This window comes from Streptomyces sp. NPDC048734 (assembly GCF_043198675.1).
Classification (GTDB): Bacteria; Actinomycetota; Actinomycetes; order Streptomycetales; family Streptomycetaceae; genus Streptomyces.
Map to the genome: position 1 here is coordinate 474,751 of NZ_JBICUZ010000006.1, position 24,054 is coordinate 498,804.

The 24,054-nt window shown below is 71.8% G+C and carries 14 protein-coding genes and 1 pseudogene; 10 read left to right on the forward strand and 5 right to left on the reverse strand.

What is annotated here, in order from left to right; all coding sequences use genetic code 11:
- Window positions 1-74: 74 nt before the first annotated feature.
- Window positions 75-4,688 carry a hypothetical protein gene (locus ACGFQC_RS19355; protein ID WP_363091444.1) on the forward strand — a complete coding sequence of 1,538 codons (4,614 nt, stop codon included), beginning with the start codon at window positions 75-77 and terminating at the stop codon, window positions 4,686-4,688.
- Window positions 4,689-4,879: 191 nt separating this feature from the next.
- Here ACGFQC_RS19355 and ACGFQC_RS19360 read toward each other — a convergent pair whose 3' ends face one another.
- Window positions 4,880-5,506, reverse strand: a complete 627-nt coding sequence (locus ACGFQC_RS19360; protein ID WP_363091445.1) for a hypothetical protein — start codon at window positions 5,504-5,506, stop codon at window positions 4,880-4,882.
- A gap of 420 nt (window positions 5,507-5,926) precedes the next feature.
- Here ACGFQC_RS19360 and ACGFQC_RS19365 point away from each other — a divergent pair, with 420 nt between their 5' ends.
- The 5 genes and pseudogenes from ACGFQC_RS19365 (at window position 5,927) to ACGFQC_RS19385 (ending at window position 13,926) form a co-directional block, all read left to right on the forward strand.
- Window positions 5,927-8,824, forward strand: coding sequence for a nitrate- and nitrite sensing domain-containing protein (locus ACGFQC_RS19365; protein ID WP_363091460.1), 2,898 nt, complete (start codon window positions 5,927-5,929; stop codon window positions 8,822-8,824).
- Window positions 8,821-9,255, forward strand: a complete 435-nt coding sequence (locus tag ACGFQC_RS19370) for a roadblock/LC7 domain-containing protein (RefSeq protein WP_363091446.1) — start codon at window positions 8,821-8,823, stop codon at window positions 9,253-9,255. Before ACGFQC_RS19365 ends, ACGFQC_RS19370 begins: the two co-directional genes overlap by 4 nt.
- A gap of 9 nt (window positions 9,256-9,264) precedes the next feature.
- Window positions 9,265-9,660: a DUF742 domain-containing protein gene (locus ACGFQC_RS19375; protein WP_363091447.1), complete on the forward strand. Its 396-nt coding sequence runs from the start codon at window positions 9,265-9,267 to the stop codon at window positions 9,658-9,660.
- Window positions 9,661-9,684: 24 nt separating this feature from the next.
- Window positions 9,685-13,340 (forward strand): annotated as a pseudogene (locus ACGFQC_RS19380) (hydantoinase B/oxoprolinase family protein).
- Window positions 13,321-13,926 (forward strand): ATP/GTP-binding protein, encoded by a 606-nt coding sequence (locus tag ACGFQC_RS19385; RefSeq protein WP_363091448.1) that lies wholly within the window; start codon window positions 13,321-13,323, stop codon window positions 13,924-13,926. The pseudogene ACGFQC_RS19380 and the gene ACGFQC_RS19385 overlap by 20 nt, the downstream one beginning before the upstream one ends.
- 174 nt (window positions 13,927-14,100) lie before the next feature.
- Here the strand turns inward: ACGFQC_RS19385 and ACGFQC_RS19390 are convergent, their stop codons facing one another.
- Window positions 14,101-14,262: a hypothetical protein gene (locus tag ACGFQC_RS19390; RefSeq protein WP_363091461.1), complete on the reverse strand. Its 162-nt coding sequence runs from the start codon at window positions 14,260-14,262 to the stop codon at window positions 14,101-14,103.
- A gap of 173 nt (window positions 14,263-14,435) precedes the next feature.
- Here ACGFQC_RS19390 and ACGFQC_RS19395 point away from each other — a divergent pair, with 173 nt between their 5' ends.
- Both ACGFQC_RS19395 and ACGFQC_RS19400 read left to right on the forward strand, forming a co-directional pair.
- Entirely contained in the window at window positions 14,436-15,272 is an 837-nt protein-coding gene (locus ACGFQC_RS19395) for a M15 family metallopeptidase (RefSeq protein WP_363091450.1), read from the forward strand.
- A 17-nt stretch (window positions 15,273-15,289) separates the two neighbouring features.
- A complete protein-coding gene (locus ACGFQC_RS19400) occupies window positions 15,290-15,826 on the forward strand; it encodes an NUDIX domain-containing protein (RefSeq protein ID WP_363091451.1) in 537 nt (178 codons plus the stop codon).
- On the opposite strand, the gene ACGFQC_RS19405 is transcribed toward ACGFQC_RS19400, so the two are convergent.
- Window positions 15,817-18,192: a glycoside hydrolase family 31 protein gene (locus ACGFQC_RS19405; protein ID WP_363091452.1), complete on the reverse strand. Its 2,376-nt coding sequence runs from the start codon at window positions 18,190-18,192 to the stop codon at window positions 15,817-15,819. The two genes, ACGFQC_RS19400 and ACGFQC_RS19405, sit on opposite strands and share 10 nt — an antisense overlap.
- 213 nt (window positions 18,193-18,405) lie before the next feature.
- Between ACGFQC_RS19405 and ACGFQC_RS19410 the strand changes: the two genes are divergently transcribed.
- Both ACGFQC_RS19410 and ACGFQC_RS19415 read left to right on the forward strand, forming a co-directional pair.
- The gene (locus ACGFQC_RS19410) at window positions 18,406-20,373 is read left to right on the forward strand and encodes an acetoacetate--CoA ligase (RefSeq protein ID WP_363091453.1); all 1,968 of its coding nucleotides are present in this window, start codon (window positions 18,406-18,408) and stop codon (window positions 20,371-20,373) included.
- A 90-nt stretch (window positions 20,374-20,463) separates the two neighbouring features.
- Window positions 20,464-21,369 (forward strand): hypothetical protein, encoded by a 906-nt coding sequence (locus ACGFQC_RS19415; RefSeq protein ID WP_363091454.1) that lies wholly within the window; start codon window positions 20,464-20,466, stop codon window positions 21,367-21,369.
- A 69-nt stretch (window positions 21,370-21,438) separates the two neighbouring features.
- Here the strand turns inward: ACGFQC_RS19415 and ptsP are convergent, their stop codons facing one another.
- Together ptsP and ACGFQC_RS19425 are read right to left on the reverse strand one after the other, a co-directional pair.
- Window positions 21,439-23,109, reverse strand: a complete 1,671-nt coding sequence (gene ptsP, locus ACGFQC_RS19420) for a phosphoenolpyruvate--protein phosphotransferase (RefSeq protein WP_363091455.1) — start codon at window positions 23,107-23,109, stop codon at window positions 21,439-21,441.
- A gap of 81 nt (window positions 23,110-23,190) precedes the next feature.
- Window positions 23,191-23,640 carry a PTS glucose transporter subunit IIA gene (locus ACGFQC_RS19425; protein ID WP_363091456.1) on the reverse strand — a complete coding sequence of 150 codons (450 nt, stop codon included), beginning with the start codon at window positions 23,638-23,640 and terminating at the stop codon, window positions 23,191-23,193.
- Window positions 23,641-24,054: the final 414 nt, after the last annotated feature.

The following is a 24,054-nucleotide window of genomic DNA, read 5'->3' on the forward strand; positions in this document are numbered from 1 at the left end:
ACGGAGCCCCGAGCCCGGGCAGTTCCCCGAAACACCGATCCACCGCACCTTCCGAAGACTTACGAGAGTCCGCCATGTACGAGCTGTCCCGGGTCCGCCTCTACTCGATCGGGCCCGCCGGTGCGCGCTACGCCGACACCGTGCTTGACCTGCGAGGCGTGGGCGACGTCGTGCCCGATCCCGCGCCCACGCAGGCGGAGTTCTTCGAGGACGAGCCCGTCGGCCCGCCGCGCCGGCCCGCACCCGCGGGCGTGCTCTTCCTGGAGAACGGCGGCGGCAAGTCCGTCCTGCTCAAGCTGATCTTCTCGGTGATGCTGCCGGGCCACCGCAACACCCTCGGCGGCGCCAGCTCCGGCGTTCTGCGCAAGTTCCTGCTCGCCGACGACTGCGGTCATGTCGCACTGGAGTGGCAGCATGTCCTGACCGGCGAGTGCGTGGTCGTCGGCAAGGTCAGCGAGTGGCGCGGCCGGCAGGTGTCCAACGACCCGAGGAAGTTCGCCGAGGCCTGGTACTCCTTCCGCCCCGGCCCCGGCCTCACCCTCGACAACCTTCCCGTCGCCGAGTCCACCGCCGTACGGCCGTCCGTCGAGGGCCAGTCGGGGGCGCGGGGCCGCCGGCGCACCATGAAGGGCTTCCGGGACGCGCTCACCGACGCGGGCAAGGCGTACCCGCACCTGGAGGTGCACTGGGAGGAGATCCACGACCGGTGGATCGAACACCTCGGCGAGCTGGGCCTGGACCCCGAACTCTTCCGCTACCAGAGGGAGATGAACGCCGACGAGGGTGAGGCCGCCGGCCTCTTCGCGGTCAAGAAGGACTCCGACTTCACCGACCTGCTGCTGCGCGCGGTGACGGACACACGGGACACCGACGGTCTCGCCGACCTCGTCGGCGGCTTCGGCAACAAGCTGGGCCGGCGCGCCGAGCTGATCGCCGAACGCGACTTCACCGCAGGCTCGGTGGACCTGCTTGGGCGCATCGTCGAGGCCGCGGACGCACGGGCACGCGCGCGTGACGTCCACGCCGGTGCCGAGCGCCGCACCCGCACCCTCGCGCGCCGGCTCACCGCACGTGGCCTGCGGGAGCGCGCCCGCGCCGCAGACCTGGCCCAGCGGGTCACGGCCGCCGCCTACGCCGTCACGCACTCCGAGGGCGCCCGTGAGCGCAGCGCGCTGATCGCCGCCGAACTCGCCTTCCGGCACGCCTCCTTGGCGCTCGCCTCCGCGGAGAAGTCCGCCGCCGCGCAGAAACGGGAACTCGCCGAGGCACGCACCCTGCACGCCGCCTGGCAGGCCGCCGAGGTCTCCCTGCGGCAGCGCGCCGCCGCCGACCGGGTCGCGCGCGTGTCCGCCGCCATCCAGGAGGCCGAGCGGGACGCCGCCCCGGCGCTGGCCGCCCGCGCCAAGGCCGCCGCCGACCTCGTCCGCGCCCTGCACGCAGCCGCCGCGAGCGCCGAGACCCTCGCCAACGAGGAGGAGGAACGCTCCGCGGCGCTCCAGGACGTCGGCGAGGCCGCCCACCGGGACGCCACCTCCGCCGCCACCGAGGCCCAGCGCGCCCGCAGCGAGGCCGGACACCTGCGCCAGCGCCTCACCGAGGTCGAGCAGGAGACCGCCGAAGCGGTCCGCGCCGGCTGGCTGGACGACAGCGCGCCCGACGCCGACCCCGCGCGCGCGGCCCTCGCCGCCAGCGACGCCGAGAAGAGCGCCGTGGCCGCCTGGGACACCGCCCGCGAGGCCTCGCGGGCAGCCGCCGAGCACGCCCGCGAGGCCGCCTCGGCCGAGTCCCGCGCCGAGCTGACCGCGGCCCGGGCCGCGGACGCGGCGACGGCCGCGGCCCGGTCGTACGAAGCCGAGCGCCGGCTCGCCGAGGGTCTCGCGAGCGAGGAGCGGCTGGCCGAACTCCTCGGCCTGACCGGCGGCGCGACCGCGCGGATCATCCCGCAGCCGCGCCAGGGGGGCGAGGCCGAGAGCACCGGACTCACGCCCGAGGACCTCGACCGCTACGCCGAGGAGCTGCGCGAACTCCTCGACGACGCCGTCTCCTCCGCCGAGCGGCAACTGTTCGAGCTGCGGACCGCCGCCGCCGACGACTCCCGCATCCTCGGCGCGCTCGGCGACGGCGGACTCCTGCCGCCCGGCCCGGACGTGCTCGCGACGGTCGAGTTCCTCGGCGAGCACGGCATCCCCGCCCTGCCCGGCTGGCGCTACCTCGCCCAGGCCGTCGACCCCGTCGACCACGCGCGCGTCCTCGCCGCCCGGCCGGAACTGGTCGACGGCGTCATCATCACCGACCCGGACTCGCACGCACGCGCGCGTGAAGCGCTCAGCGAGGCCGCGCTGCTGCCCCGGTCCGCCGTGGCCGTCGGCACCGCCGCCGCCCTCCTCGCCCCCACCCCGGCACCCGACGCCGACACCCGTGACGTCTTCCTCGTACCGCCGAACCCGGCCATGCACGACGAACACGCCGCCGACGAGGAACGGCAGACGCTGCGCGCGCGGGCCACGGAGCGGGACGAGGAGATCCGCCGGCTCGCGGCGCGGCTCGGCAGGGACCGCGAACTGGCGGCCCGGCTCGCCTCCTGGCGCACCGGCTGCCCTGCCGGGCGGCTCACCGAACTGGCACGGACCGCCGACGAGGCACGAGCCTTCGCCGAGGAGACCGAGGCCGAGCTGAACGAGGCACGGACGGTGCGCGCGGAGGCCGACGAGGCGGCCGCCGAAGCCGCGCAACTGCGCGACGAGCGGCAGGAGACCGCCCAGAAGGCCCGGCGTGCCGCCGACGCCCTCGCCGGCCTCGCCTTCCGGCTGCGCGAACGCGCCGGCTGGCAGGTCAAGCTGCGTGAACTCGCCGACGAGGCAGCGGAGTCCGAGGCCCGCGCCCAGGCCTGCCTGGAGCGCGCCCGCGCCGCAGACGAGGACCGCCGCGCCGCCCAGCGCGCCGCCGACGACTCCCGCCGCACCGCCCGTGCGCTGCGCGCCGAGCGCTCCGAGATCGCCGGCGCCCCCGACGACGTACCGGAGGACGAGCCGGACGCGCCCAAGGCGTCCCTGCCCGCCCTGCGCGAGGCCTATCGGACCGCTTCCCAGGTGTACGAGAAGGTGGGCGTCGGCGCCGACCTGCGAGCCGAACAGGCCCGCGCGGAGAGCGACGAGAGCGCGGCCCTGGCCGAGCTGGACCGGCTGAGCAACAAGGTCCGCACCCGCGCGGAGCAGCTGCTCCAGTCACCCGACGGCTCCGACGGGCCGTCCCGCCAGGCAGCCGCCGCGCGCGCGGAGGAGCTGGTCCAGCTCCTGGAGACCCGCGTGTCCAGCGCGAGCGAGCAACTCGGCCGGCTCCGCGGCGAGGCCGAACGGCACGCGCCACAGGACGGCGACGCCCACACCCGGCTGCCCGAGGAGCTCGAGCCGCGCGACGCCGAACACGCACAGGCCCTGCTGCGCACCGCCACCGCCGAACTGGCCTCCCGCACCGAGGCGTTGACCCAGGCTCGGGAGGCGCACACCGACTTGCTGGACGCCCACCGCGCCGCCGAGGACGCGGCCGGCGGCTTCGACGAGATCGCCGCCATGCTCCGCGACCTGCTGCGCGAGCACACCCCCGAGGAGGAACAGGAGGCGCCGGAGCCCTACCCGGGCACCCTGGAGGAGGCCCGTCAGTCCGCGGCCGAGGCCCGCCGGTCCCTGCGTGGCTGTGCCGCCGATCTGTCCGCCGCCGAGGCCGCGGTCCGCGAGGCGAGCGACATCCTCGTCCGGCACGCCAACTCCACCCGTTACGAACAAGTCCGCACCCCTGCCCGGCAGCAGATCCGCGAACTGCCCGCCGCCGCGCTGCCCGAGCACGCCCAGAAGTGGGCGGACGCCTTCGCCCCCAGGCTCCGCGTCCTCACGGACGAGTTGGAGCAGCTGGAGCGCAATCGTGACTCGATCGTGGACCGGTTGCGCGGCCTCGTGGAGTCCGCGCTCGCCACCCTGCGGTCCGCCCAGCGGCTGTCCCGGCTGCCCGAAGGGCTCGGCGAGTGGTCCGGGCAGGAGTTCCTGCGCATCCGCTTCGAGGAACCCGACCAGGCCACTCTCACCGAGCGGCTCGGTGAAGTCGTCGACGAGGCCACCCGCGCCGCCGTCAAGAAGAACTCCGACCTGCGGCGCGACGGCATGTCCCTGCTGCTGCGGGGCGTCGGGGCGGCGCTCGAGCCCAAGGGGGTCGCCGTCGAGATCCTCAAGCCGGACGCCGTGCTGCGCGCCGAGCGGGTGCCCGTCGGCCAGATGGGCGACGTCTTCTCCGGTGGTCAGCTGCTCACTGCCGCCATCGCCCTGTACTGCACGATGGCGGCCCTCAGGAGCAACGACCGGGGCCGTGACAAACATCGGCACGCCGGCACGCTCTTCCTCGACAACCCCATCGGCCGCGCCAACGCGACCTATCTGCTGGAGCTCCAGCGCGCGGTCTCGGACGCCCTCGGTGTGCAGCTCCTGTACACCACCGGCCTGTTCGACACGACGGCGCTGGCGGAGTTCCCCCTGGTCATCCGCCTGCGCAACGACGCCGACCTCCGGGCCGGCCTGAAGTACATCAGCGTGGAGGAGCACCTCCGCCCGGGACTGCCGCAAGCGTCCTCCGGCGAGGTGGGGCACAGCGAGATCACTGCGACGAGGATGTTCAAGCGCCCGGCACCGACCACCCCGTAGCGCAGCGGCGGCGGGGGAAACCGCCGCCGTGTTCGGCACTTGCCCGAGAGGAAGGACGGACGGCGCCGGGACCGTCGTGATGCGACGGCGGGCGCGATCGCCCCGGCTGCGGACCGGAGGCCTGCTGAGCGATGCGCCTCGTGAGGTCGGGCTCGGGCGTCGGGGACGTCCGGTGCGATCGGTTACAGGCGTCAGGAGTGGGACAACCGTCCGGCGCCGCCACTCCGGCGACGTATCCGCTCCTGCGCACGCTCGGCGGTCCGCTCCTGCCGGCGCGCCCGGCGACGCTCACGGCGCAGTGCTCGCGCGGTGCTGCTCGGCGTCGACACGACGCCGTTGCGCTGGTTCCACACCTGGCGGGTCACCCAGACGTCCAGCGCGCCCCAGGTGGCCAGCACGATGCTGACCACGCTGCTGATGACCATGGGGAAGGCCAGCCAGGATCCGGCCAGTGTGCACAGGAAGGCGACCATGGCCTGAAGCAGAGTCACAGCGATGAGCAGTACCGCCCGCACCGCCGACCTGCGAACCGGGTCGGGAAGCCGGCGACGACGGGCGGGCTCTTCCACCCACAACGGCCGGTACCGCGACCGCTCCCGCTCCGCGTGGGACGTGCCACCGTCCCGGGCCGCCCCCGAGTGCCGGACGTCCTCGGCCGCGTCACCGACGGCCGCCACGGTCATCGGAGGGCCGCTTCGCTCCGTCACCCTGCGCCCCTTCACCGGAATGTCACGATCCGGTGCCTCGGGGTCCCGCAGCGCCGTACCGTGCGCCGCCGTACCGTCCTCGGGCGCCTCGCGCCGCTCCGCCGTGCCCATCAACGTGTCACTCCCCACCGCCGGCAGACCGCTTGCCCCCGGCTCCAAGAACCGGCTCCCCATTGGCTGCCCGGCTTGCGCTCTTTTACGCCGCCCGGGTGCGGCATGCGGCTCCTGTGGCCGATTCCGTCCCCAATTCCCAATGAGTAGGACGCGCAACCCGCCCCGAAGATTCCCGAACTGCGAAAAATTCTGGCCAACTCCACCGCGGCGCCGGTCGGATCCCGTCCCGCTCGAAGGCACTGGTTCCGGGAGGCAATCTCCCGCAATGAACGGACAACTCGCCCTGCCGCGAAACCTATACGGACGTTCAGATTCCGGACGTGTCTTCGAGTTAACTGCGCGTCGGTAGTAGGCTCGCGCCGTTTGTTGACGCACATGCGTACCCCCTGCCGGTGGGGGTTCGAGCTGGGGGAGTCCATGCGCTTTCGCGGGAAGTCGATCCGCCGGAAGATCGTGGCGCTGCTGCTCGTGCCGCTGGTGTCCCTGACCGCCCTGTGGGGCTTCGCCACGGTGCTCACGGGCCGCGAGGCGAACCGCCTGTTCACGGTGTCGAACCTCGTCGAGAAGGTCGGCTACCCCATCGAGGACACCGTCCGAATCGTCCAGCAGGAACGCCGCCAGACCCTGGTCTACCTCGCCGACCCCCGCGCCTCCGACGCGTTGTCCGCCCTGCGCCGCACCCGTACCGCCACCGACGAGGCACTCGCGGAGATCCGCGCGAACGCCAAGGACTCCGACGTACGCGAGGTACTGGACGAGGACGATGCCGAGGGTCTGACGGCCGTCCTCGACGCCTTCGACGGGGTCGACACCCTGCGCCGCGGCGTCGAAGAGGGAACCGTGACCCGCGCCCAGGCGCTGGACCTCTACAACCGTCTGATCGACCCCTGTTACACGCTGCTGGCCAAGCTCGACGTCGTCGACAGCGTGGAGATGGACAAGCAGTACCGGGCCCTCGTCAGCGTCGCCCGTGCCCGTGAGCTGCTCTCCCGGGAGGACGCCCTGCTCGGCTCCGCCCTGGTCGTGGGCCGGGTCACCCGGGACGAGATCCGTGACGTCTCCGACCTCGAGGCCCAGCGCAAGGTCGTCTACGACATCAGCCTCGCCCAACTGCCCGTCGCGGAGCGCGAACGCTACGAGCGCTTCTGGAAGAACGCCACCACCGCCCCCGTGCGCACGGCGGAACAGGCGGTCGCGTCCACCGAGCCCGGCGAGATGCCCCGCGGGGTCACCGCCAAGACCTGGGACACCGCGGTCGCGAACGTCCTCGATGAACTCGGCACGCTCGACGAGCAGGCGAACGACCGTTACCAGGACCGCGTCCGCCCCGTGGCAGTCGAGGTCATCGTCAAGGCGGTGGTCGCCGGAGTCTTCGGCCTCATCGCCCTGCTCGTCTCCCTCGTCCTGTCCGTGCGCATCGGCCGCGGGCTCATCCGCGACCTGCGTCAACTGCGCCTGGAAGCGCACGAGGCGTCCGGCGTACGGCTGCCCAGCGTCATGCGCCGCCTCTCCGCGGGCGAACAGATCGACGTCGAGACAGAAGCCCCGCGGCTGGAGTACGACAAGAACGAGATCGGCGAGGTCGGCCAGGCCCTCAACACCCTTCAGCGCGCCGCGGTCGAGGCCGCCGTCAAACAGGCCGAGTTGCGCTCCGGCGTCTCCGAGGTCTTCGTCAACCTCGCCCGCCGAAGCCAGGTCCTGCTGCACAAGCAGCTCACCCTGCTCGACACCATGGAGCGCCGCACCGAGGACACCGAGGAACTCGCCGACCTCTTCCGCCTCGACCACCTCACCACCCGCATGCGACGGCACGCCGAGGGCCTGGTGATCCTCTCCGGCGCCGCCCCCTCGCGGCAGTGGCGCAAGCCCATCCAGCTGATGGACATCGTGCGCGCCGCCGTCGCCGAGGTCGAGGACTACGAACGCATCGAGGTCCGCCGCCTCCCTCGTGTCGCCGTCACCGGCCCCGCCGTCGCCGACCTCACGCATCTCGTTGCCGAGCTCCTGGAGAACGCCACCGTGTTCTCCCCGCCGCACACCGCCGTCCAGGTCCTCGGCGACCGGGTCGCCAACGGCTTCACGCTGGAGATCCACGACCGCGGCCTCGGCATGGCGCCCGAGGCGCTCCTGGAAGCCAACCTCCGGCTCGCCGAGACGCCGGAGTTCGAACTGTCCGACACCGACCGGCTGGGCCTCTTCGTGGTCAGCAGGCTCGCCCAGCGCCAGAACGTCCGCGTCTCCCTGCAGCCCTCCCCGTACGGCGGCACGACCGCGGTCGTCTTCATCCCCGACGCCCTGCTCACCGACGACGTCCCCGACACCAACGGCATCGGCTTCCGCCTCGACCGCCCCCGGCCTGCGAAGGAGGCGGAGCCCGCGAGGAGCCGCAGGTCCGCGCTGGCCCAGACGCCTGTGCAGCTCCCCGGCACGCCCGCGCTGCTGGACGGCCCGGTCGAACTGGAGGCTCCGGTCGACCTGGACGCCTTCGGTGGCTTCCCGGCCCCCCTGGACGACGACAGCGGCGAGCGGGGCGGCCTGTTCCGTGCCGGCCGCGCCCTCACCCGCACGTCGGACGGCCCGCTGCCCGACGCCGTCGAGCAGCGCCGTCGGCCGACCGACGTCCGGAGCGACCCGGACCGTCCCGCGACGGGCGAACCGGCCGCCCCCGTGCCCCTGCCGAACCGGAGAACCCCGAAGCTGGTCAGCTCGCACGGCCGTCCGGTCACCGGCCAGCGGTCCCGACGCGCGGGTGCGGAGACGGGCACGGGCGAAGAATCCCCGTCGCGGCCGCTCGGAGTGCGGCCGGAGCAGGACGGCCCGGCCCCGCTGCCTTCCCGCCGCCGCGGCGCGACGCCACAGATACCGCGGAGCACCGGCGCCGCCGAGCGCTCCGGCGACAGCGCCGGCCGGCCGGCGCAGCCACCCGCCCCGCCGAGCCGCAGCCGAAGGCCCGCCGGTCCGGACGAGACGGCCGACCTCACGCGCAACCCGCCCCACCAGGCTGAGGAACCGGCGCCCGGCAGTCCCGAGGACTTCACCGGGCCTCCTGGCAACACGGCTCATGACACCGGCTCCGGTACGGGTGCCCTGCCCCGGCGCGTACGGCAGGCGAACCTGGCCCCGCAGCTGCGGCAGGGCCCCGAGCGGCCCTCCCAGGACCGCTCGGACCCCGCCGACCGTGACGCGGACGAGGTCCGCAGCCGCATGGCCTCGCTCCAGCGCGGCTGGCAGCGCGGCCGCGCGGAGAACGCCGCGGACGACGATGCCCACAGAGGCACAGCACCACAACGAACGACAAAGGGGGACGGTCGATGACCGCACCGAAGGTGACCGGCCACACCACGACCGACAACGGCGAACTGAACTGGCTCCTCGACGACCTCGTCGACCGTGTCGGCAGCATCCGCAAGGCCGTCGTACTTTCCGGCGACGGCCTGCCGACGGGAGCCTCCAAAGACCTGAGCCGGGAGGACAGCGAGCACCTGGCCGCTGTGGCCTCCGGATTCCACAGCCTCGCCAAGGGTGTCGGCCGCCACTTCGAGGCCGGCAGCGTCCGCCAGACCGTCGTGGAACTCGACGAGGCCTTCCTGTTCGTCACCGCCGCAGGCGACGGCAGCTGCCTCGCCGTCCTCGCGGACGCCGACTCGGACGTCGGACTCGTGGCGTACGAGATGACGCTGCTGGTGAAGCGCGTCGGCGTACATCTGGGTACCGCCCCGCGCACCGATCTGCCCGCCGGCGGGTAGTGGGACGGTATGAGGACAGACGGGCAGGGAAGCAGCCACTGGTTCGACGACGAGGCCGGACCGGTCGTCCGTCCGTACGCCATGACGCGCGGCCGCACCACCAGTGCGGTCCAGCACCGTCTCGACCTGATCGCGGTCGTCGTGGCCGAACCCCAGGCCGACGACCCGGACGCGGACCTCGCGCTGTCCCCGGAACACGTCGACATCGTGGGCCTGTGCCGGGACACCCCCCAGTCGGTCGCCGAACTCGCCTCCGGACTCGACCTGCCCATCGGGGTGGTACGCGTCCTCGTCGGGGATCTCGTGGACGCGGAATTCGTCCACGTGAACCGGCCCGTACCCCCGGCCGAACTGCCGGACGAGAGTATTCTGCGCGACGTGATCAACGGCCTCCGAGCGCTGTGAGCAGGGTGGAAGCGAGGTGAGGACGTGGCAGGCTGGCAGTTCTGGGTTGACCGGGGCGGCACCTTCACGGACGTCGTCGCGCGCCACCCGGACGGCCGACTGCTCACCCACAAGCTGCTGTCCGACAACCCGGCGCGCTACGCCGACGCGGCCGTCGCCGGCGTCCGCGCCCTGCTCGGCGACGCGTGCGAGCCCGTCGAGGCGGTGCGCATGGGCACCACCGTCGCCACCAACGCCCTCCTGGAGCGCACGGGCGAGCGCACCCTCCTCGTCGTCACCCGCGGCTTCCGCGACGCCCTGCGCATCGCCTACCAGAACCGCCCCCACATCTTCGCCCGCCGCATCGACCTGCCGGAACTCCTCTACGAACGGGTCGTCGAGGTCGACGAGCGCATCGCTGCCGACGGCACCGTCCTGCGCGCCCCCGACCTGGACGCCCTCGCCGGACCGCTGCGGCAGGCCTACGACGACGGCGTCCGTGCCGTCGCCGTGGTCTGTATGCACAGTCACCGCCATCCCGCCCACGAGCAGGCCGTGGGACGACTCGCCGCCCGCATCGGATTCCCGCAGATCTCGCTGTCCAGCGAGGTCAGCCCTCTCATGAAGGTCGTCCCGCGCGGGGACACGGCTGTGGTGGACGCCTACCTCTCGCCGGTGCTGCGCCGCTACGTCCGGCACGTCGCCGACGAACTGCGCGATGTGCGCCTGATGTTCATGCAGTCCAACGGAGGCCTGGCCGAGGCGGGGCGGTTCCGCGGTAAGGACGCCGTCCTGTCCGGGCCCGCAGGGGGCATCGTGGGCATGGCACGCATGTCCCAGCTCGCCGGCTTCGACCGTGTCATCGGTTTCGACATGGGCGGCACCTCCACCGACGTCTCCCACTTCGCGGGCGCGTACGAACGCGTCTTCACCACGCAGCTCGCGGGTGTCCGCCTGCGCGCGCCCATGCTGGACATCCACACCGTCGCCGCCGGCGGCGGCTCCGTCCTGCACTTCGACGGTTCCCGCTACCGCGTGGGGCCGGACTCGGCCGGTGCGGTCCCCGGCCCCGCCTCCTACCGCGGCGGCGGCCCCCTCGCCGTCACCGACGCAAATGTGATGCTCGGCCGCATCCAGCCCACCCAATTCCCACAGGTGTTCGGCCCCGGGGGCGACCAGCCCCTCGACGACGCACTCGTCCGTGACCGCTTCACCGCACTCGCGCGCGAGATCCGCGAGACGGTCGGCGACGACCGCACGCCCGAGCAGGTCGCCGAGGGGTTCCTGCAGATCGCCGTCGCCAACATCGCCAACGCGGTGAAGCGGATCTCCGTCCAGAAGGGCCACGACGTCACTCGCTACGCCCTCACCACCTTCGGCGGCGCGGGCGGTCAGCACGCCTGCATGGTCGCCGACTCCCTCGGCATCCGCACCGTGCTCGTGCCGCCCATGGCCGGTGTCCTGTCCGCGCTCGGCATCGGCCTCGCCGACACCACGGTCATGCGCGAACAGTCCGTGGAGGCGCCGCTGGAGGCCGCGTCCCTGCCTCGGATCCTCAGGACGGCCGACGACCTGGAGGCGGCGGCCCGCGCCGAACTCCGAGCCGAGCACGTCCCCGACGACCGCGTCCGGGTCACCCGCCGCGCCCAACTGCGTTACGACGGTACCGACACCACCCTCACCGTCGAACTGACCGCCCCCGCCACGATGCGGGCCGCCTTCGAAGAACGTCATCGCGCCACGTACTCCTTCGTGCTCGACCGCCCGGTCGTCGTGGAAGCGCTCTCCGTGGAATGCACCGGCATCACCGAACCCCCCGATCTCTCCGCCCTCGCCCCGTACGAAGGCCGCACCGCACCACCCCGCACCGTCCGCCTCCACACCGACGGTGCCTGGCGCGACGTACCCCTCCACCGCCGGGAGAACCTGCCTCCCGGCCAGATCGTCACCGGACCGGCGATCATCACCGAGACCAGCGCGACGACCGTCGTGGACGACGGCTGGCGGGCTGCGACCACGCACGACGGGCATCTGCTCTTGGAACGCACGGCGATCACGCAGAGTTCCGGACCGGACACGGAAGTGGACCCCGTCCTCCTCGAGGTGTTCAACAACCTGTTCATGTCCATCGCCGAGCAGATGGGCGCCCGGCTGGAGTCGACGGCCCAGTCCGTCAACATCAAGGAACGCCTCGACTTCTCCTGCGCGCTCTTCGACCCCGACGGAAACCTGGTGGCCAACGCCCCCCACATCCCCGTCCACCTGGGATCGATGGGAACCAGCGTCAAGGAGGTCATCAGCCGTCGCGGCCCCGCCATGCGCCCCGGCGACACCTACGCCGTCAACGACCCCTACCACGGCGGCACCCACCTGCCCGACGTCACCGTGATCACTCCGGTCTTCGACGCGAGTGGCGACCGCGACACGGAGAGTGATCGCGACACCGCGAGTGGCCGGCGGATCCTCTTCTACGTCGCCTCCCGCGGCCACCACGCTGAGATCGGTGGCATCGCCCCGGGCTCCATGCCGGCCGACAGCCGCACCATCGACGAAGAAGGCGTCCTCTTCGACAACTGGCTGCTCGCGGAGAACGGCCGCCTCCGTGAGAAGGAAACCCTCCGCCTGCTCACCGAGGCCCGCTACCCCTCCCGCAACCCCGCGACCAACCTCGCCGACCTGCGCGCGCAGATCGCCGCCAACCAGAAAGGCGTCGACGAAGTCGCCCGCATGATCGAGGACTTCTCGATCGACGTCGTGCAGGCGTACATGCGGCACGTCCAGGACAACGCCGAGGAGGCCGTGCGCCGCGTCATCGACGCCCTCGACGACGGTGAGTACGCCTACGAGACCGACGCCGGTGCCTTCATCCGGGTACGCGTGCGCGTGGACCGCGAGAACCGCTCGGCGACCATCGACTTCACGGGCACGTCGGCCCAACAGGCGACCAACGTCAACGCCCCGTACGCCGTCGTCAACGCGGCCGTCCTGTACGTCTTCCGTACCCTGGTCGCGGACGACATCCCCCTCAACGACGGCTGCCTGCGCCCCCTCAGGGTCATCGTGCCGCGGGGCTCCCTGCTGGCACCCGAACCCCCCGCCGCCGTGGTCGCCGGCAACGTCGAGACCTCCCAGTCGATCACCGGCGCCCTCTACGCCGCCCTCGGTGTCCAGGCCGAAGGCTCCGGCACGATGAACAACGTCACCTTCGGCAACGCCCGCCACCAGTACTACGAGACCGTCGCCTCCGGATCAGGCGCGGGCGACGGTTTTCCCGGCGCGAGCGTCGTCCAGACGCACATGACCAACTCCCGCCTGACCGATCCCGAGATCCTGGAGTGGCGGCTTCCCGTACGGCTCGACGAGTTCGCCGTCCGGCAGGGGAGCGGCGGTGCGGGAGAATGGCGCGGCGGGGACGGCGCCGTACGCCGCATCCGGTTCCTCGAACCGATGACCGTCTCCACCCTCTCCCAGCACCGCAGGGTCCCTCCCTACGGCATGGCGGGCGGCGCCCCCGGAGCACTGGGCGTCAACCGTGTGGAACGCGCGGACGGCACCGTCGCCGGACTCGGCGGCAGCGACTCCGTGGACGTCGGCCCCGACGACGTGCTCGTCATCGAGACCCCCGGCGGCGGAGGCTACGGTCCGCCGCCCACGACCCCCATCGAGCAGGAGAAGTAACCGATGATCTTCGGGCGTTCTGAGCGCGGCAAGCCCCCGGTGGAGCCTGTCACGCTCAAGATCCTGGTGGCAGGTGGCTTCGGCGTGGGCAAGACCACCCTCGTCGGCGCCGTCAGCGAGATCAGGCCGCTGCGCACCGAGGAGTTCCTCACCGAGGCGGGCCGGCCGGTCGACGACACCACGGGCGTCGAGCGCAAGCACACCACCACGGTCGCCATGGACTTCGGACGCATCACCTTGCGCGAGGACCTGGTGCTGTACCTGTTCGGCACGCCCGGCCAGGAACGGTTCTGGTTCATGTGGGACGAGCTCTCCGAGGGCGCGCTGGGCGCCGTCGTGCTGGCCGACACCCGCCGCCTGGAGGACTGCTTCGCCGCCGTCGACTACTTCGAGCGCCGTTCCATCCCCTTCCTCATCGGCGTCAACTGCTTCGAGGGCGCGGCCCGGTACCCCGTGGAGGACGTGTGCCGCGCCCTCGACCTCGACGACGCCGTACCGGTGCTGTTGTGCGACGCCCGCGACCGTGGCTCGGTGAAGGACGTGCTGGTCGGTGTCGTCCAGCACGCCATGGACCACGACGCCGACCGCCGCCGGACCGTCACCACCTGAGACGTGCGCCGCGGTCCGTACCCCTGCCGGCCGGGGTACGGACCGCGGCGCCGGACGGGGCACACGCGTGTGGCGGGCTCGGGCCGCCCCTCGCCCTCCTCCAGCCGTCCGAAGCTCTTCTTCCCCGCCGGGGGAAGGCTGCGCGAAAACAGGCGCTCACGGCCCGGTGACCGCTCAGAAGGCAGCGGGAAGGACGTAGACCTCGGAGAGGGGAAGGTCCTCGGGCCCGATGCCCGCCTCCTCATGGGCGGCCGCGGCGATCGACGCCCGGGCGGACGCGGCGACCTCCTCGGCGGTGCCCCGCCTGTGAGGCGCGTACGGATTCAGCGCCCCCATGGCGGAGTTCTTCTCGTACGCGCGAGACGAAGTTCCTGCTCGAAGGCAACCTGATGGGTTGTCAGAAAAATGGCAGGCTCGCCCCGGAAAGGGCAGGACGGTCCGACTCCCACGGCCAAACCGCGTGCGATCGTCTTCCCGCGTGGGGCCGGGACCTGATAGACGCAAGGGGCATGACACGACTTTCCAGCGCCGTACGCGGTGCCGTCACCACGCTCGCCGCCCTGCTGGCCCTGACCACCGCGTCCGCCACGGCCCGCGCGACCCCCGCCCCTGGAGCCCCGGCGGCCTTCGTCGCTCTGTGGACCGTGGACCGGACGATCCTCCAGGACATGCGCTACGTCACCCCGCACAACTTCGTCGGCGAACGCATCGACGGCTATCGCCAGCCGCTGTGCATCCTCACCCGGCCGGCCGCCCAAGCCCTGCACAGGGCCCAGACAAAGCTTCTGCGCCAGGGCTACACGCTCAAGGTCTACGACTGCTACCGCCCCCAGCGCGCCGTGAACCACTTCGTCCGCTGGGCCCAGGACCTCGACGACCAGGTCATGAAGAGGGAGTTCTACCCGGACGTCGACAAGACCCGCCTCTTCGAGGACGGTTACATCGCCGAGAGATCCGGTCACAGCCGCGGCTCGACCCTGGACGTCACACTCGTCAGGCTGCCGGCCCGACCGACCGCGCCGTACGTGCCCAGTGAACCTCTGGTGCCCTGCTCCGCACCACAGCGCGACCGTTTCCCGGACAACTCCGTCGACATGGGTACCGGTTTCGACTGCTTCGACACTCTCAGTCACACCCTCGACCCGCGCGTCCAGGGCGAACAGCGAGCCAACCGACTGCTCCTGAAGAGCACGCTCGAGGAGCAGGGGTTCGTCAACCTCGCCGAGGAGTGGTGGCACTACACCTTCAAGCCCGAACCCCACCCGGAGACCTACTTCGACTTCCCCGTCTCCACCGAATCCCTCACCAGGGCCCCTGAGCCACCCGCGCACCATGCCCACCGATGATCGGATACAGTCCGCGCGTGTCCGAAACTCAGCACTCCACTTCCAACTCCGTGCCCGATTCCCACTGTTCGGGCTGCGGAGCGCCTTATGGAGAGGGCCTCACCGGCTGGCCCCGCACCTGCCCGGCCTGCGCCGCCGTCGCCTACCGCAACCCCCTGCCGGTCGCGATCGCGCTCCAGCCCGTGTACGACACGAAGGGCACCGCCCTCGTCGTCATCACCCGAACCATCGCCCCCGCGCGCGGAGGCATCGCCCTGCCCGGCGGCTACGTCGACCACCAGGAGGACTGGAAGCAGGCCGTCGTCCGGGAACTCGACGAGGAGACGGGCATCGACGCCGCGAGCCGCGACGTACGCCTCGCCGACGCGATGAGCTCGCCCGACGGCCACCTCCTGCTGTTCGGGCTCCTGCCGGAACGCCCCGCGGACCGGCTGCCGACGTCCGCCGCCACCGACGAGACGGAAGGCTGGCACCTCCTGCACAGGCCGGAGGAGCTGGCCTTCCCGCTGCACACGATCGCCGTACGGGCGTTCTTCGAGGGCCGCTACATCTGAGCCGACCGGCCGAGCCCGCGTACGCGCACGGGGTCGGACGGCTCACGCACACCGTCCTCACCCTCCCGCTCCACGACGACCTCTCGGCCGACGCCCCAGCGGGCGACGTACCGCTCGACCTCGGGCTCGTTCCAGCCGTCGCCCGCGTCCCGCACCACCAGCCCGCCCCCCGTCCCTCCCGGGGCCGGCGCCCACACCTCCAGTTCCAGCCCGCCGTCCTCCCCCCGCACGGGCATGACCGCACCCGCGCGCGCGAGCACCGGTATCCGCCCCAAGGGCGCGTCGACGAGAACCTGCCCAGGCCCCGCGTACCGCCTTCCCGTCGCCGTGTCGTACCAAAGGCCCCGCGGCAACTGCACGGCCCGCCGGTCCGCGCCCGGGTCCAGCACCGGCGCCACGAGCAGGCAGTCACCGAGCAGGAAGGCGTCCTCGCAGTCGCGCAACGCCCGGTCCTCCGGGGCACCCCACCACAGCGGCCGCACATAGGGAGCCCCCGTCCGCCGGGCCAGGTGCGCCAGCGTCACGAAGTACGGCAGCAGCCGCCGACGCTCGACGAGCGCCACGCGCGCGTGCTCCAGCACCTCGGGGCCGAACTCCCACGGCTCCCCGAGCCCCGCCCGGGGAGCCGCACGCGTACGGAACAACGGCAGGTAGGAACCCAGCTGCAACCACCGCAGATACAACTCCGGAGACGGGCCGCCGTCGAACCCGCCGACGTCCGGTCCCGAGTACGGCACCCCGCACAGCCCGAGCCCCAGCACCAGCGACAGCGACACCCGCAGCCCCGGCCAGCCCGCGGCGACGTCACCGGACCAGGTACCGCCGTAGCGCTGGAGCCCCGCCCAGCCGGAGCGCGAGAACACGAACGGGCGCTCCTCGGGAAGCAGCTCCCGCAGTCCTTCGTAGCCCGCCTGCGCCATGCACAACCCGTACACGTTGTGCGCCTCGCGATGATCGCCCCCCCGGCCCTCCAGAGCGTGCCGCGCCGACCTGGGGAGCGTCGCCTCCCCGAAGGCGGTGAACGACGTGGGCTCGTTCATGTCGTGCCAGAAACCCGAGAAACCCTGAGCGACCCCCTCCGCGTACAGCTCACCCCACCAGCGCCGCACACGCGCGTGCGTGAAGTCCGGGTACACCGAATCGCAGGCCCGCGCCACGCCCTCCACGATCCGCCCCGAGGCGTCCCGCACGAACGCGTCCGCGGCGACCCCGCTGTCGTGGACCGCGCCGCCCGGCACGGCCCGCACGGCAGGACCGACGACCGACACCAGGCGGACCCCGTCCTGCCGCAGCTCCTCGGCGAGCACCGCCGGCTTCGGGAAACGCTCCTGGTCGACGGCGAACACCTGATGGTCGTCCAAGGAGCCGACGCCGAGATGGACCACGTCGAGCGGCAGGCCGCGCTCCTGGTAGCCGGCCACGACGCGCCGCACCTCCTGCTCGTCGCCGAAGCCCCGCGCGTGATGGTGCCCGAGAGCCCAGGCGGGCGGCACCGCCGGCGCGCCGGTGAGCGAGGCCCAGGCGAGCAGTACGCGCGCGGGGGTTCCCACCACCACCCAGCAGCGCAGTGGGCCGCCGTCCATCCGCAGCTCGGACATCCCGGGCCGGTCGTGCCCGGAGCCTGCCCCTTCCTCGCCCTCGCGCAACCTCACCGAGCCGTCCCAGGACGTGTCGTGGAACGCCAGATGCGTGGCCGCGTCGGCCACCACCAGTTGCACCGGCATCGTCAGGTACAGCGGATCGTCGCCCTGATCGAACGCACGCCCCGGATCGGTGTTCCACAACCGGTAGGTCCCCGCACGCAGACGGGGCCCGGCCGCCCGACCGCCCAGCCCGAAGAAGCGGGCGTCCGCCGACACCTCCGACCGCTGCATCCAGCGCCCCGGACCCCCGTCCGCCGGCTCCCACCACCGCGGCGGCAGCTCCCGCCGCAGCGCCACGCCACCCGGCGTCCGCACCTCGACGGCCCCGTGCCGCGAGACCGCGACGGTCACCCGTTCCGCCACCACCCGCCAGCCGCCGTCCTTGTCCGGTTCCAGCACCGCCCGCGGATCGGCCTCGGGGCAGCGCCCGGCCAGCGCGTACGACGGCTCCGGCCCGGCCCCGTCCCAGCCCCAGAAGACGGCACCGTTCACCGCCACCCGGACCGTCAGCTCGGAGCGGCTGAACCGGATCGTCCCACCGCCGGGCCCCGGCTCCACGTCCCGCACCACCCCCGGCACCCGCGCGCGCTCGACGCCCCGCGCGGGCAACGCCAGGGCGTCGGCACGCCGCCGACGCCACGCCGCCCGCACAGTGCGCAACCCCCCTGCGGTCCCCGCGGAACCGACCATCTTCATCGAACGCACCAGGTCACGACCGTCCATGTCGCTCACCCTGTCACTGACGGCACCACGCGCGCGTGTCGTTCAACTGCCGTTCACCTGTGCCGGACCCACATCTTCACGACACGGACTGTGTGGGACACACCCTGGTGTGGAAGTCGATCACATGGCATCGTCCGTGTCAGCCGCGTCACGCGCAAACCCCAGCACGTGCGCGAGCGACGCACACGACGCGCACAGTCCGGGAGCCGCCCCATGCCGACCGTGAACCCCGAGCCGCTCTGGCGGCCCGATCCGCAGCGCACCGCCGAGGCCCAGGTCACCAGATTCCAGACCTGGGCGGCCGAACGCCACGGAGCCCCGTCCGAAGGCGGCTACCCGGCCCTGCACCGCTGGTCCGTCGATGAACTGGAAACGTTCTGGAAAGCCGTCACGGAGTGGTTCGACGTACGCTTCTCGACGCCCTTCACGCGCGTCCTGGGCGACCGAGCCATGCCCGGCGCCGAATGGTTCCCCGGCGCCACCCTGAACTACGCCGAGCACGCGCTGCGCGCCGCCGCCGGCCGCCCGGACGAACCAGCCCTCCTGCACGTCGACGAGACCCACGAACCCCGACCGGTGACCTGGTCGGAACTGAGCCGGCAGGTCGGCTCCCTCGCCGCGGAACTGCGCCGACTCGGCGTCCGCCCCGGAGACCGCGTCAGCGCCTACCTCCCGAACATCCCCCAGGCCGTCGTCGCGCTCCTCGCCACGGCCGCCGTCGGCGGCGTCTGGACCTCCTGCGCCCCCGACTTCGGCGCCCGCAGCGTCCTCGACCGCTTCCAGCAGGTCGAGCCGGTCGTCCTCTTCACCGTCGACGGTTACCGCTACGGCGGCAAGGAACACGACCGCCGCGCCGCCGTCGCCGAACTCCGCCGCGAACTGCCCAGCCTGCGTGCCGTCGTCCACATCCCCCTCCTCGGCACCGAGACCCCCGAGGGGGCCCTGGACTGGTCGGCCCTGACCGCCTCCGACCAGGAACCCACCTTCGAACAGGTTCCGTTCGACCACCCCCTGTGGGTGCTCTACTCCTCGGGCACGACCGGTCTGCCCAAGGCCATCGTCCAGTCCCAGGGCGGCATCCTCGTCGAACACCTCAAGCAACTCGGTCTGCACTGCGACCTGGGCCCCGGAGACCGCTTCTTCTGGTACACCTCGACCGGCTGGATGATGTGGAACTTCCTCGTCTCCGGCCTCCTCACCGGAACGACGGTCGTCCTCTACGACGGCAGCCCCGGCCACCCCGACACCGGAGCCCAGTGGCGCATCGCCGAACGCACCGGCGCCACCCTCTACGGAACGTCGGCGGCCTACGTGATGGCCTGCCGCAAAGCCGACGTGCACCCGGGCCGCGATTTCGACCTCTCCAAGGTCCGTTGCGTCGCCACCACCGGCTCGCCGCTGCCGCCCGACGGCTTCCGCTGGCTGCACGAGGAGGTCCGCGACGACCTGTGGATCGCCTCCGTCAGCGGCGGCACGGACGTCTGCTCCTGCTTCGCGGGAGCCGTCCCCACTCTGCCCGTGTACACCGGCGAACTCCAGGCACCCTGCCTCGGCACCGACCTCCAGGCCTGGGACCCGAGCGGCCGACCCGTCGTCGACGAGGTCGGTGAACTCGTCGTCACCAATCCCATGCCGTCGATGCCGGTGTACTTCTGGAACGACCCCGACGGCAGCCGCTACCACGACAGCTACTTCGACACCTACCCCGGTGCATGGCGTCACGGAGACTGGATCACCCTCAGCTCGCGAGGCACCGTCGTCATCCACGGCCGATCCGACTCCACACTCAACCGCCAGGGAGTCCGCATGGGCTCGGCCGACATCTACGAAGCGGTGGAGCGGCTGCCCGAGATCAAGGAGTCCCTCGTCATCGGCATCGAACAGTCCGACGGCGGCTACTGGATGCCCCTCTTCGTCCACCTGGCACCGGGAGCCGTCCTCGACCAGGCGCTCCTCGACCGCATCAAGCGGACCATCCGCGAGGAACTCTCGCCACGCCACGTCCCCGACGAGGTCATCGAGGTCCCCGGAGTGCCGCACACCCTCACCGGGAAACGCATCGAGGTCCCCGTCAAGCGCCTCCTCCAGGGCACGCCCCTGGAAAAAGCGGTCAACCCGGGCTCCATCGACAACCTCGACCTCCTGCACTTCTACGAGGACCTCGCCCGCGAACGAGCCTGACCACACCAAAACCGCAGATCAGGGCCCGTTGTCAGTGTCGGCGATTACTGTGAGTGAGCATTGATCGACTGCCTACACACAGGGGGAGCCATGACGGCACACACCGACCACTGGACCATGCGACGCGTCCTGCGCCGCGAGATCGCCGGCACCATCGGCCTGCTCACCGACGAACACGACTTCCGGGCCATGCGCCGCTATCGCACCTTCACCTTCGACGACCACACCACCTATCTCCGACAGGTCGAGGACCTCCTCAAAACGCGCGCCCTCCAGGGCACCCACACCACCGTCGCCCTCTTCGACCCCCAGGAGTACGCCGACTTCTGCGCGGCGAAGGGCCTCGACCCCGACAACCCCGCTCACCGCACGCGCTTCACGGCCGAACTCGCCACCACCGGTCCCACCCTCCCGTACGAGGGCCAGCCGCTGGCCGACCTGGTACCCGCACTGGTCGAGGAAGCAGTCCGGCAAGCGACCTGGGAATACGCGGCCACTCTCCTGGCCCGCCTCGGAGCATGCGCGACCTGCGGCGAGGACATCGGCCGCGCGGCCTTCAGCCGGGCCTCCGACCTGCTCGCCCGCATCCTCGACACGGCACCACCCGGGGACCGCCACCTCGTGTGCAGCGTCACCGGCACGCCCGAGACCCTGGTCGCCGTCCTCCACGCGGACGAGGCAGCCGACGGCACCACCCCGCTCGACGAGGCCGAGGCCCTCGAATTCACGACAGTCCTCGCCCTCGGCGTCGCCACCCGGAGCCCCGGCGGACTGGTCATGCGCACCAGCTCCGCCGGCAGCCCCGACCGCGTGTACGGCTGGCGGCTGCGAGGCGAGGGACTGGAACCGCTGACCGCCGGTGAGGTCTTCGACGCCTACTGCACCGACGCCGAATCCGGCGACCTCATCGCGCCCGAGTCCGACGTCGACTACTGCGCACCGCCGGACCTCAGCGAGGACGGACAGTGCGGGCCGGCCCCGGGCCACCACCACTGACACGCCGGAGGGGCACTCCGCGACACAAGCGGAGCGCCCCTCCTCACCGGCCGAACACGGTACCGCCGACTACTCGCCGGACAGCACCGCCCTCGCGGCCTCGCGCGCACCCTCGGCACTGTCGGTCGCACGGGCGGCGGCCGCCGCCCGCTCACACTGCGCGAGCGTGTACTTCGCGAGCGTCGCACGCACATACGGAATCGACGCCGATCCCATCGACAGGGAGGTGACACCCAGACCCGTCAGCACACATGCGAGCAGCGGGTCGGCCGCGGCCTCACCGCAGACCCCGCAACTCCTGCCCTCCGCCTCGGCCGCCTCGGCGGACAGCGCGACCAGGTCGAGCAGCGCGGGCTGCCACGGATCCTGGAGCCGCGACACCGCGCCCACCTGACGGTCCGCGGCGAAGGTGTACTGCGCGAGGTCGTTCGTCCCCAGGGACAGGAACTCGACCTCCTGCAGAATCGAGCGCGCCCGCAGAGCGGCCGACGGGATCTCCACCATCGCGCCGAACTTCGCCCTGAGCCCGGCCGCACGGCACGCGTCGGCGAACGCCTTCGCATCGGCACGGTCCGCGACCATCGGGGCCATCACCTCGAGGTGGACCGGCAGCCCTTCCGCAGCCTTCGCCAGCGCCGACAGCTGCGTGCGCAGCACATCGGGGTGGTCGAGGAGCGTCCGCAGACCCCGTACGCCCAGAGCCGGATTCGGCTCGTCCGCCGGGGTCAGGAAGTCCAGCGGCTTGTCGGCGCCGGCATCCAGCACCCGCACCACGACGCGCCCCTCCGGAAACGCCTCCAGCACCTGCCGGTACGCCGCGACCTGCTTCTCCTCCGACGGAGCCTTCTTGCTGTCGTCGAGGAAGAGGAACTCGGTACGGAACAGACCGACACCCTCGGCGCCGGCCTCGACAGCAGCCGGCACATCGGCCGGACCACCGACGTTCGCCAGCAACGGCACCTTGTGTCCGTCCGCGGTGGCACCCGGTCCCGTCGAGGCGGACAGCGCCGCCTTCCGCTCCGCCGCCGACGCTTCGAGCTGCGCCTTCTTGTCCTCGGTCGGGTTCACGAAGATCTCGCCGGTGCTGCCGTCGACGGCGATGACCGTCCCCTCGGTGAGCTCACCGGCACCTGGCAGCGCCACGACGGCCGGCACTCCCAGAGCCCGCGCCAGAATCGCGCTGTGGCTGGTCGGCCCGCCTTCCTCGGTCACGAACCCGAGCACCAACGTCGGATCCAGCAGCGCGGTGTCGGCCGGCGCGAGATCCCGCGCCACCAGCACGTACGGCTCGTCGCTGTCCGGGACACCCGGCATCGGGACCCCCAGCAGACGGGCGACGATACGGTTCCGCACGTCGTCGAGGTCGGCCACGCGGCCGGCGAGGTACTCCCCGGCGTTCGCCAGCAGCTCGCGGTACGCGGCGAACGCGTCGTACACAGCGCGCTCGGCCGTACTGCCGACGGCGATACGCCGTTCCACGTCCGCCATCAGTTCCGGGTCCTGGGCCATCATGGCCTGGGCTTCGAGCACCGCCTGGGCCTCGCCCCCCGCCAGATTGCCGCGCGCCATCAGATCGGCGGCCACAGCGTCCACGGCCTGGCGGGCGCGCCCCTGTTCGCGCTCCGCCTCCTCGGCCGGGATCTGCTTGGCGGGCGGTTCGAGGACCGCCGTTCCCATGTGCCGAACCTCGCCGATCGCCACACCGTGGCTCACGCCGACGCCTCGCAGCGTTGTCTCCATCTCACCCGTCTCCGGTAGTGCGGCGGGCCCCGCCGCCGCGGTGGTTGTCCCATGTGCCGTCATGGATACGACGGCCTCGGCTCAGCGCCAGGAAAAGAGAACGTCGCCAGTCTTCACGTCGCCGTCCTCGTGGAGATCACCGAGGGCGTCGGCGGTGGCCTCCAGGGCCACGACGGGGCACACAGGGGACTTGCCGGCCTTTTCGACCGCGACGGGATCCCATCGCACGATGCCCTGCCCGCGGGTCACCGTGTCGCCCTTGTTCACGAGCAGTTCGAAGCCTTCGCCGTTCAGCTGCACGGTGTCGATACCGAGATGAGTGAGCACACCGTGCCCCTCGGCGTCGACCACCACGAAGGCGTGCGGGTGAAGGGAGACGATGACTCCGTCCACGGGTGACACGGCCTCGGATGGCTCACGCACCGGGTCGATGGCCGTGCCGGGGCCGACCATGGCCCCGGAGAAGACCGGATCGGGCACTGATGCCAGTCCGATGGCGCGTCCTGCCAACGGGGACGTCACGGTGGTCATGGGAAGCCTCCCGGGGATGGAGATGTATATGGGCCGTCACTGCCAGTCCCGGACGGCGCACTGTGCAGCAGGGTATGTCATATGAAGTACCGGTTCCGCACGAGTGATCCCGATCCGTGGTCTAGACCACTAGCCTAATCGATTTGCACGCGCTCCGCGGCCCCGTGTACAGTCGTACTCCTGATTGAGGGTGAGTGAAGCCGACGAGCGCACTTAAACGATCAGCATCCAACTTGTCAGATCCTAGCTTTTGATCATCTCTCGCATGCCTGCGGGACGGCGGTCAGGGGGACGGAAAATGACTGGTAGAGTTGGAGACACCGAAGGGAAGCGCCCGGAGGAAAGCCTGAGAGAGTCTCTCGGGTGAGTACGAAGGAAGCGTCCGTTCCTTGAGAACTCAACAGCGTGCCAAAA

Excerpts from the sequence above, each read along its gene's own strand:
- ACGFQC_RS19355 (WP_363091444.1), top strand. The coding sequence starts at position 75 with ATGTACGAGCTGTCCCGGGTCCGCCTCTACTCGATCGGGCCCGCCGGT.
- ACGFQC_RS19360 (WP_363091445.1), bottom strand. The coding sequence starts at position 5,506 with ATGGGCACGGCGGAGCGGCGCGAGGCGCCCGAGGACGGTACGGCGGCG.
- ACGFQC_RS19365 (WP_363091460.1), top strand. The coding sequence starts at position 5,927 with ATGCGCTTTCGCGGGAAGTCGATCCGCCGGAAGATCGTGGCGCTGCTG.
- ACGFQC_RS19370 (WP_363091446.1), top strand. The coding sequence starts at position 8,821 with ATGACCGCACCGAAGGTGACCGGCCACACCACGACCGACAACGGCGAA.
- ACGFQC_RS19375 (WP_363091447.1), top strand. The coding sequence starts at position 9,265 with ATGAGGACAGACGGGCAGGGAAGCAGCCACTGGTTCGACGACGAGGCC.
- ACGFQC_RS19385 (WP_363091448.1), top strand. The coding sequence starts at position 13,321 with ATGATCTTCGGGCGTTCTGAGCGCGGCAAGCCCCCGGTGGAGCCTGTC.
- ACGFQC_RS19390 (WP_363091461.1), bottom strand. The coding sequence starts at position 14,262 with ATGGGGGCGCTGAATCCGTACGCGCCTCACAGGCGGGGCACCGCCGAG.
- ACGFQC_RS19395 (WP_363091450.1), top strand. The coding sequence starts at position 14,436 with ATGACACGACTTTCCAGCGCCGTACGCGGTGCCGTCACCACGCTCGCC.
- ACGFQC_RS19405 (WP_363091452.1), bottom strand. The coding sequence starts at position 18,192 with ATGGACGGTCGTGACCTGGTGCGTTCGATGAAGATGGTCGGTTCCGCG.
- ACGFQC_RS19410 (WP_363091453.1), top strand. The coding sequence starts at position 18,406 with ATGCCGACCGTGAACCCCGAGCCGCTCTGGCGGCCCGATCCGCAGCGC.
- ACGFQC_RS19415 (WP_363091454.1), top strand. The coding sequence starts at position 20,464 with ATGACGGCACACACCGACCACTGGACCATGCGACGCGTCCTGCGCCGC.
- ptsP (WP_363091455.1), bottom strand. The coding sequence starts at position 23,109 with ATGGAGACAACGCTGCGAGGCGTCGGCGTGAGCCACGGTGTGGCGATC.
- ACGFQC_RS19425 (WP_363091456.1), bottom strand. The coding sequence starts at position 23,640 with ATGACCACCGTGACGTCCCCGTTGGCAGGACGCGCCATCGGACTGGCA.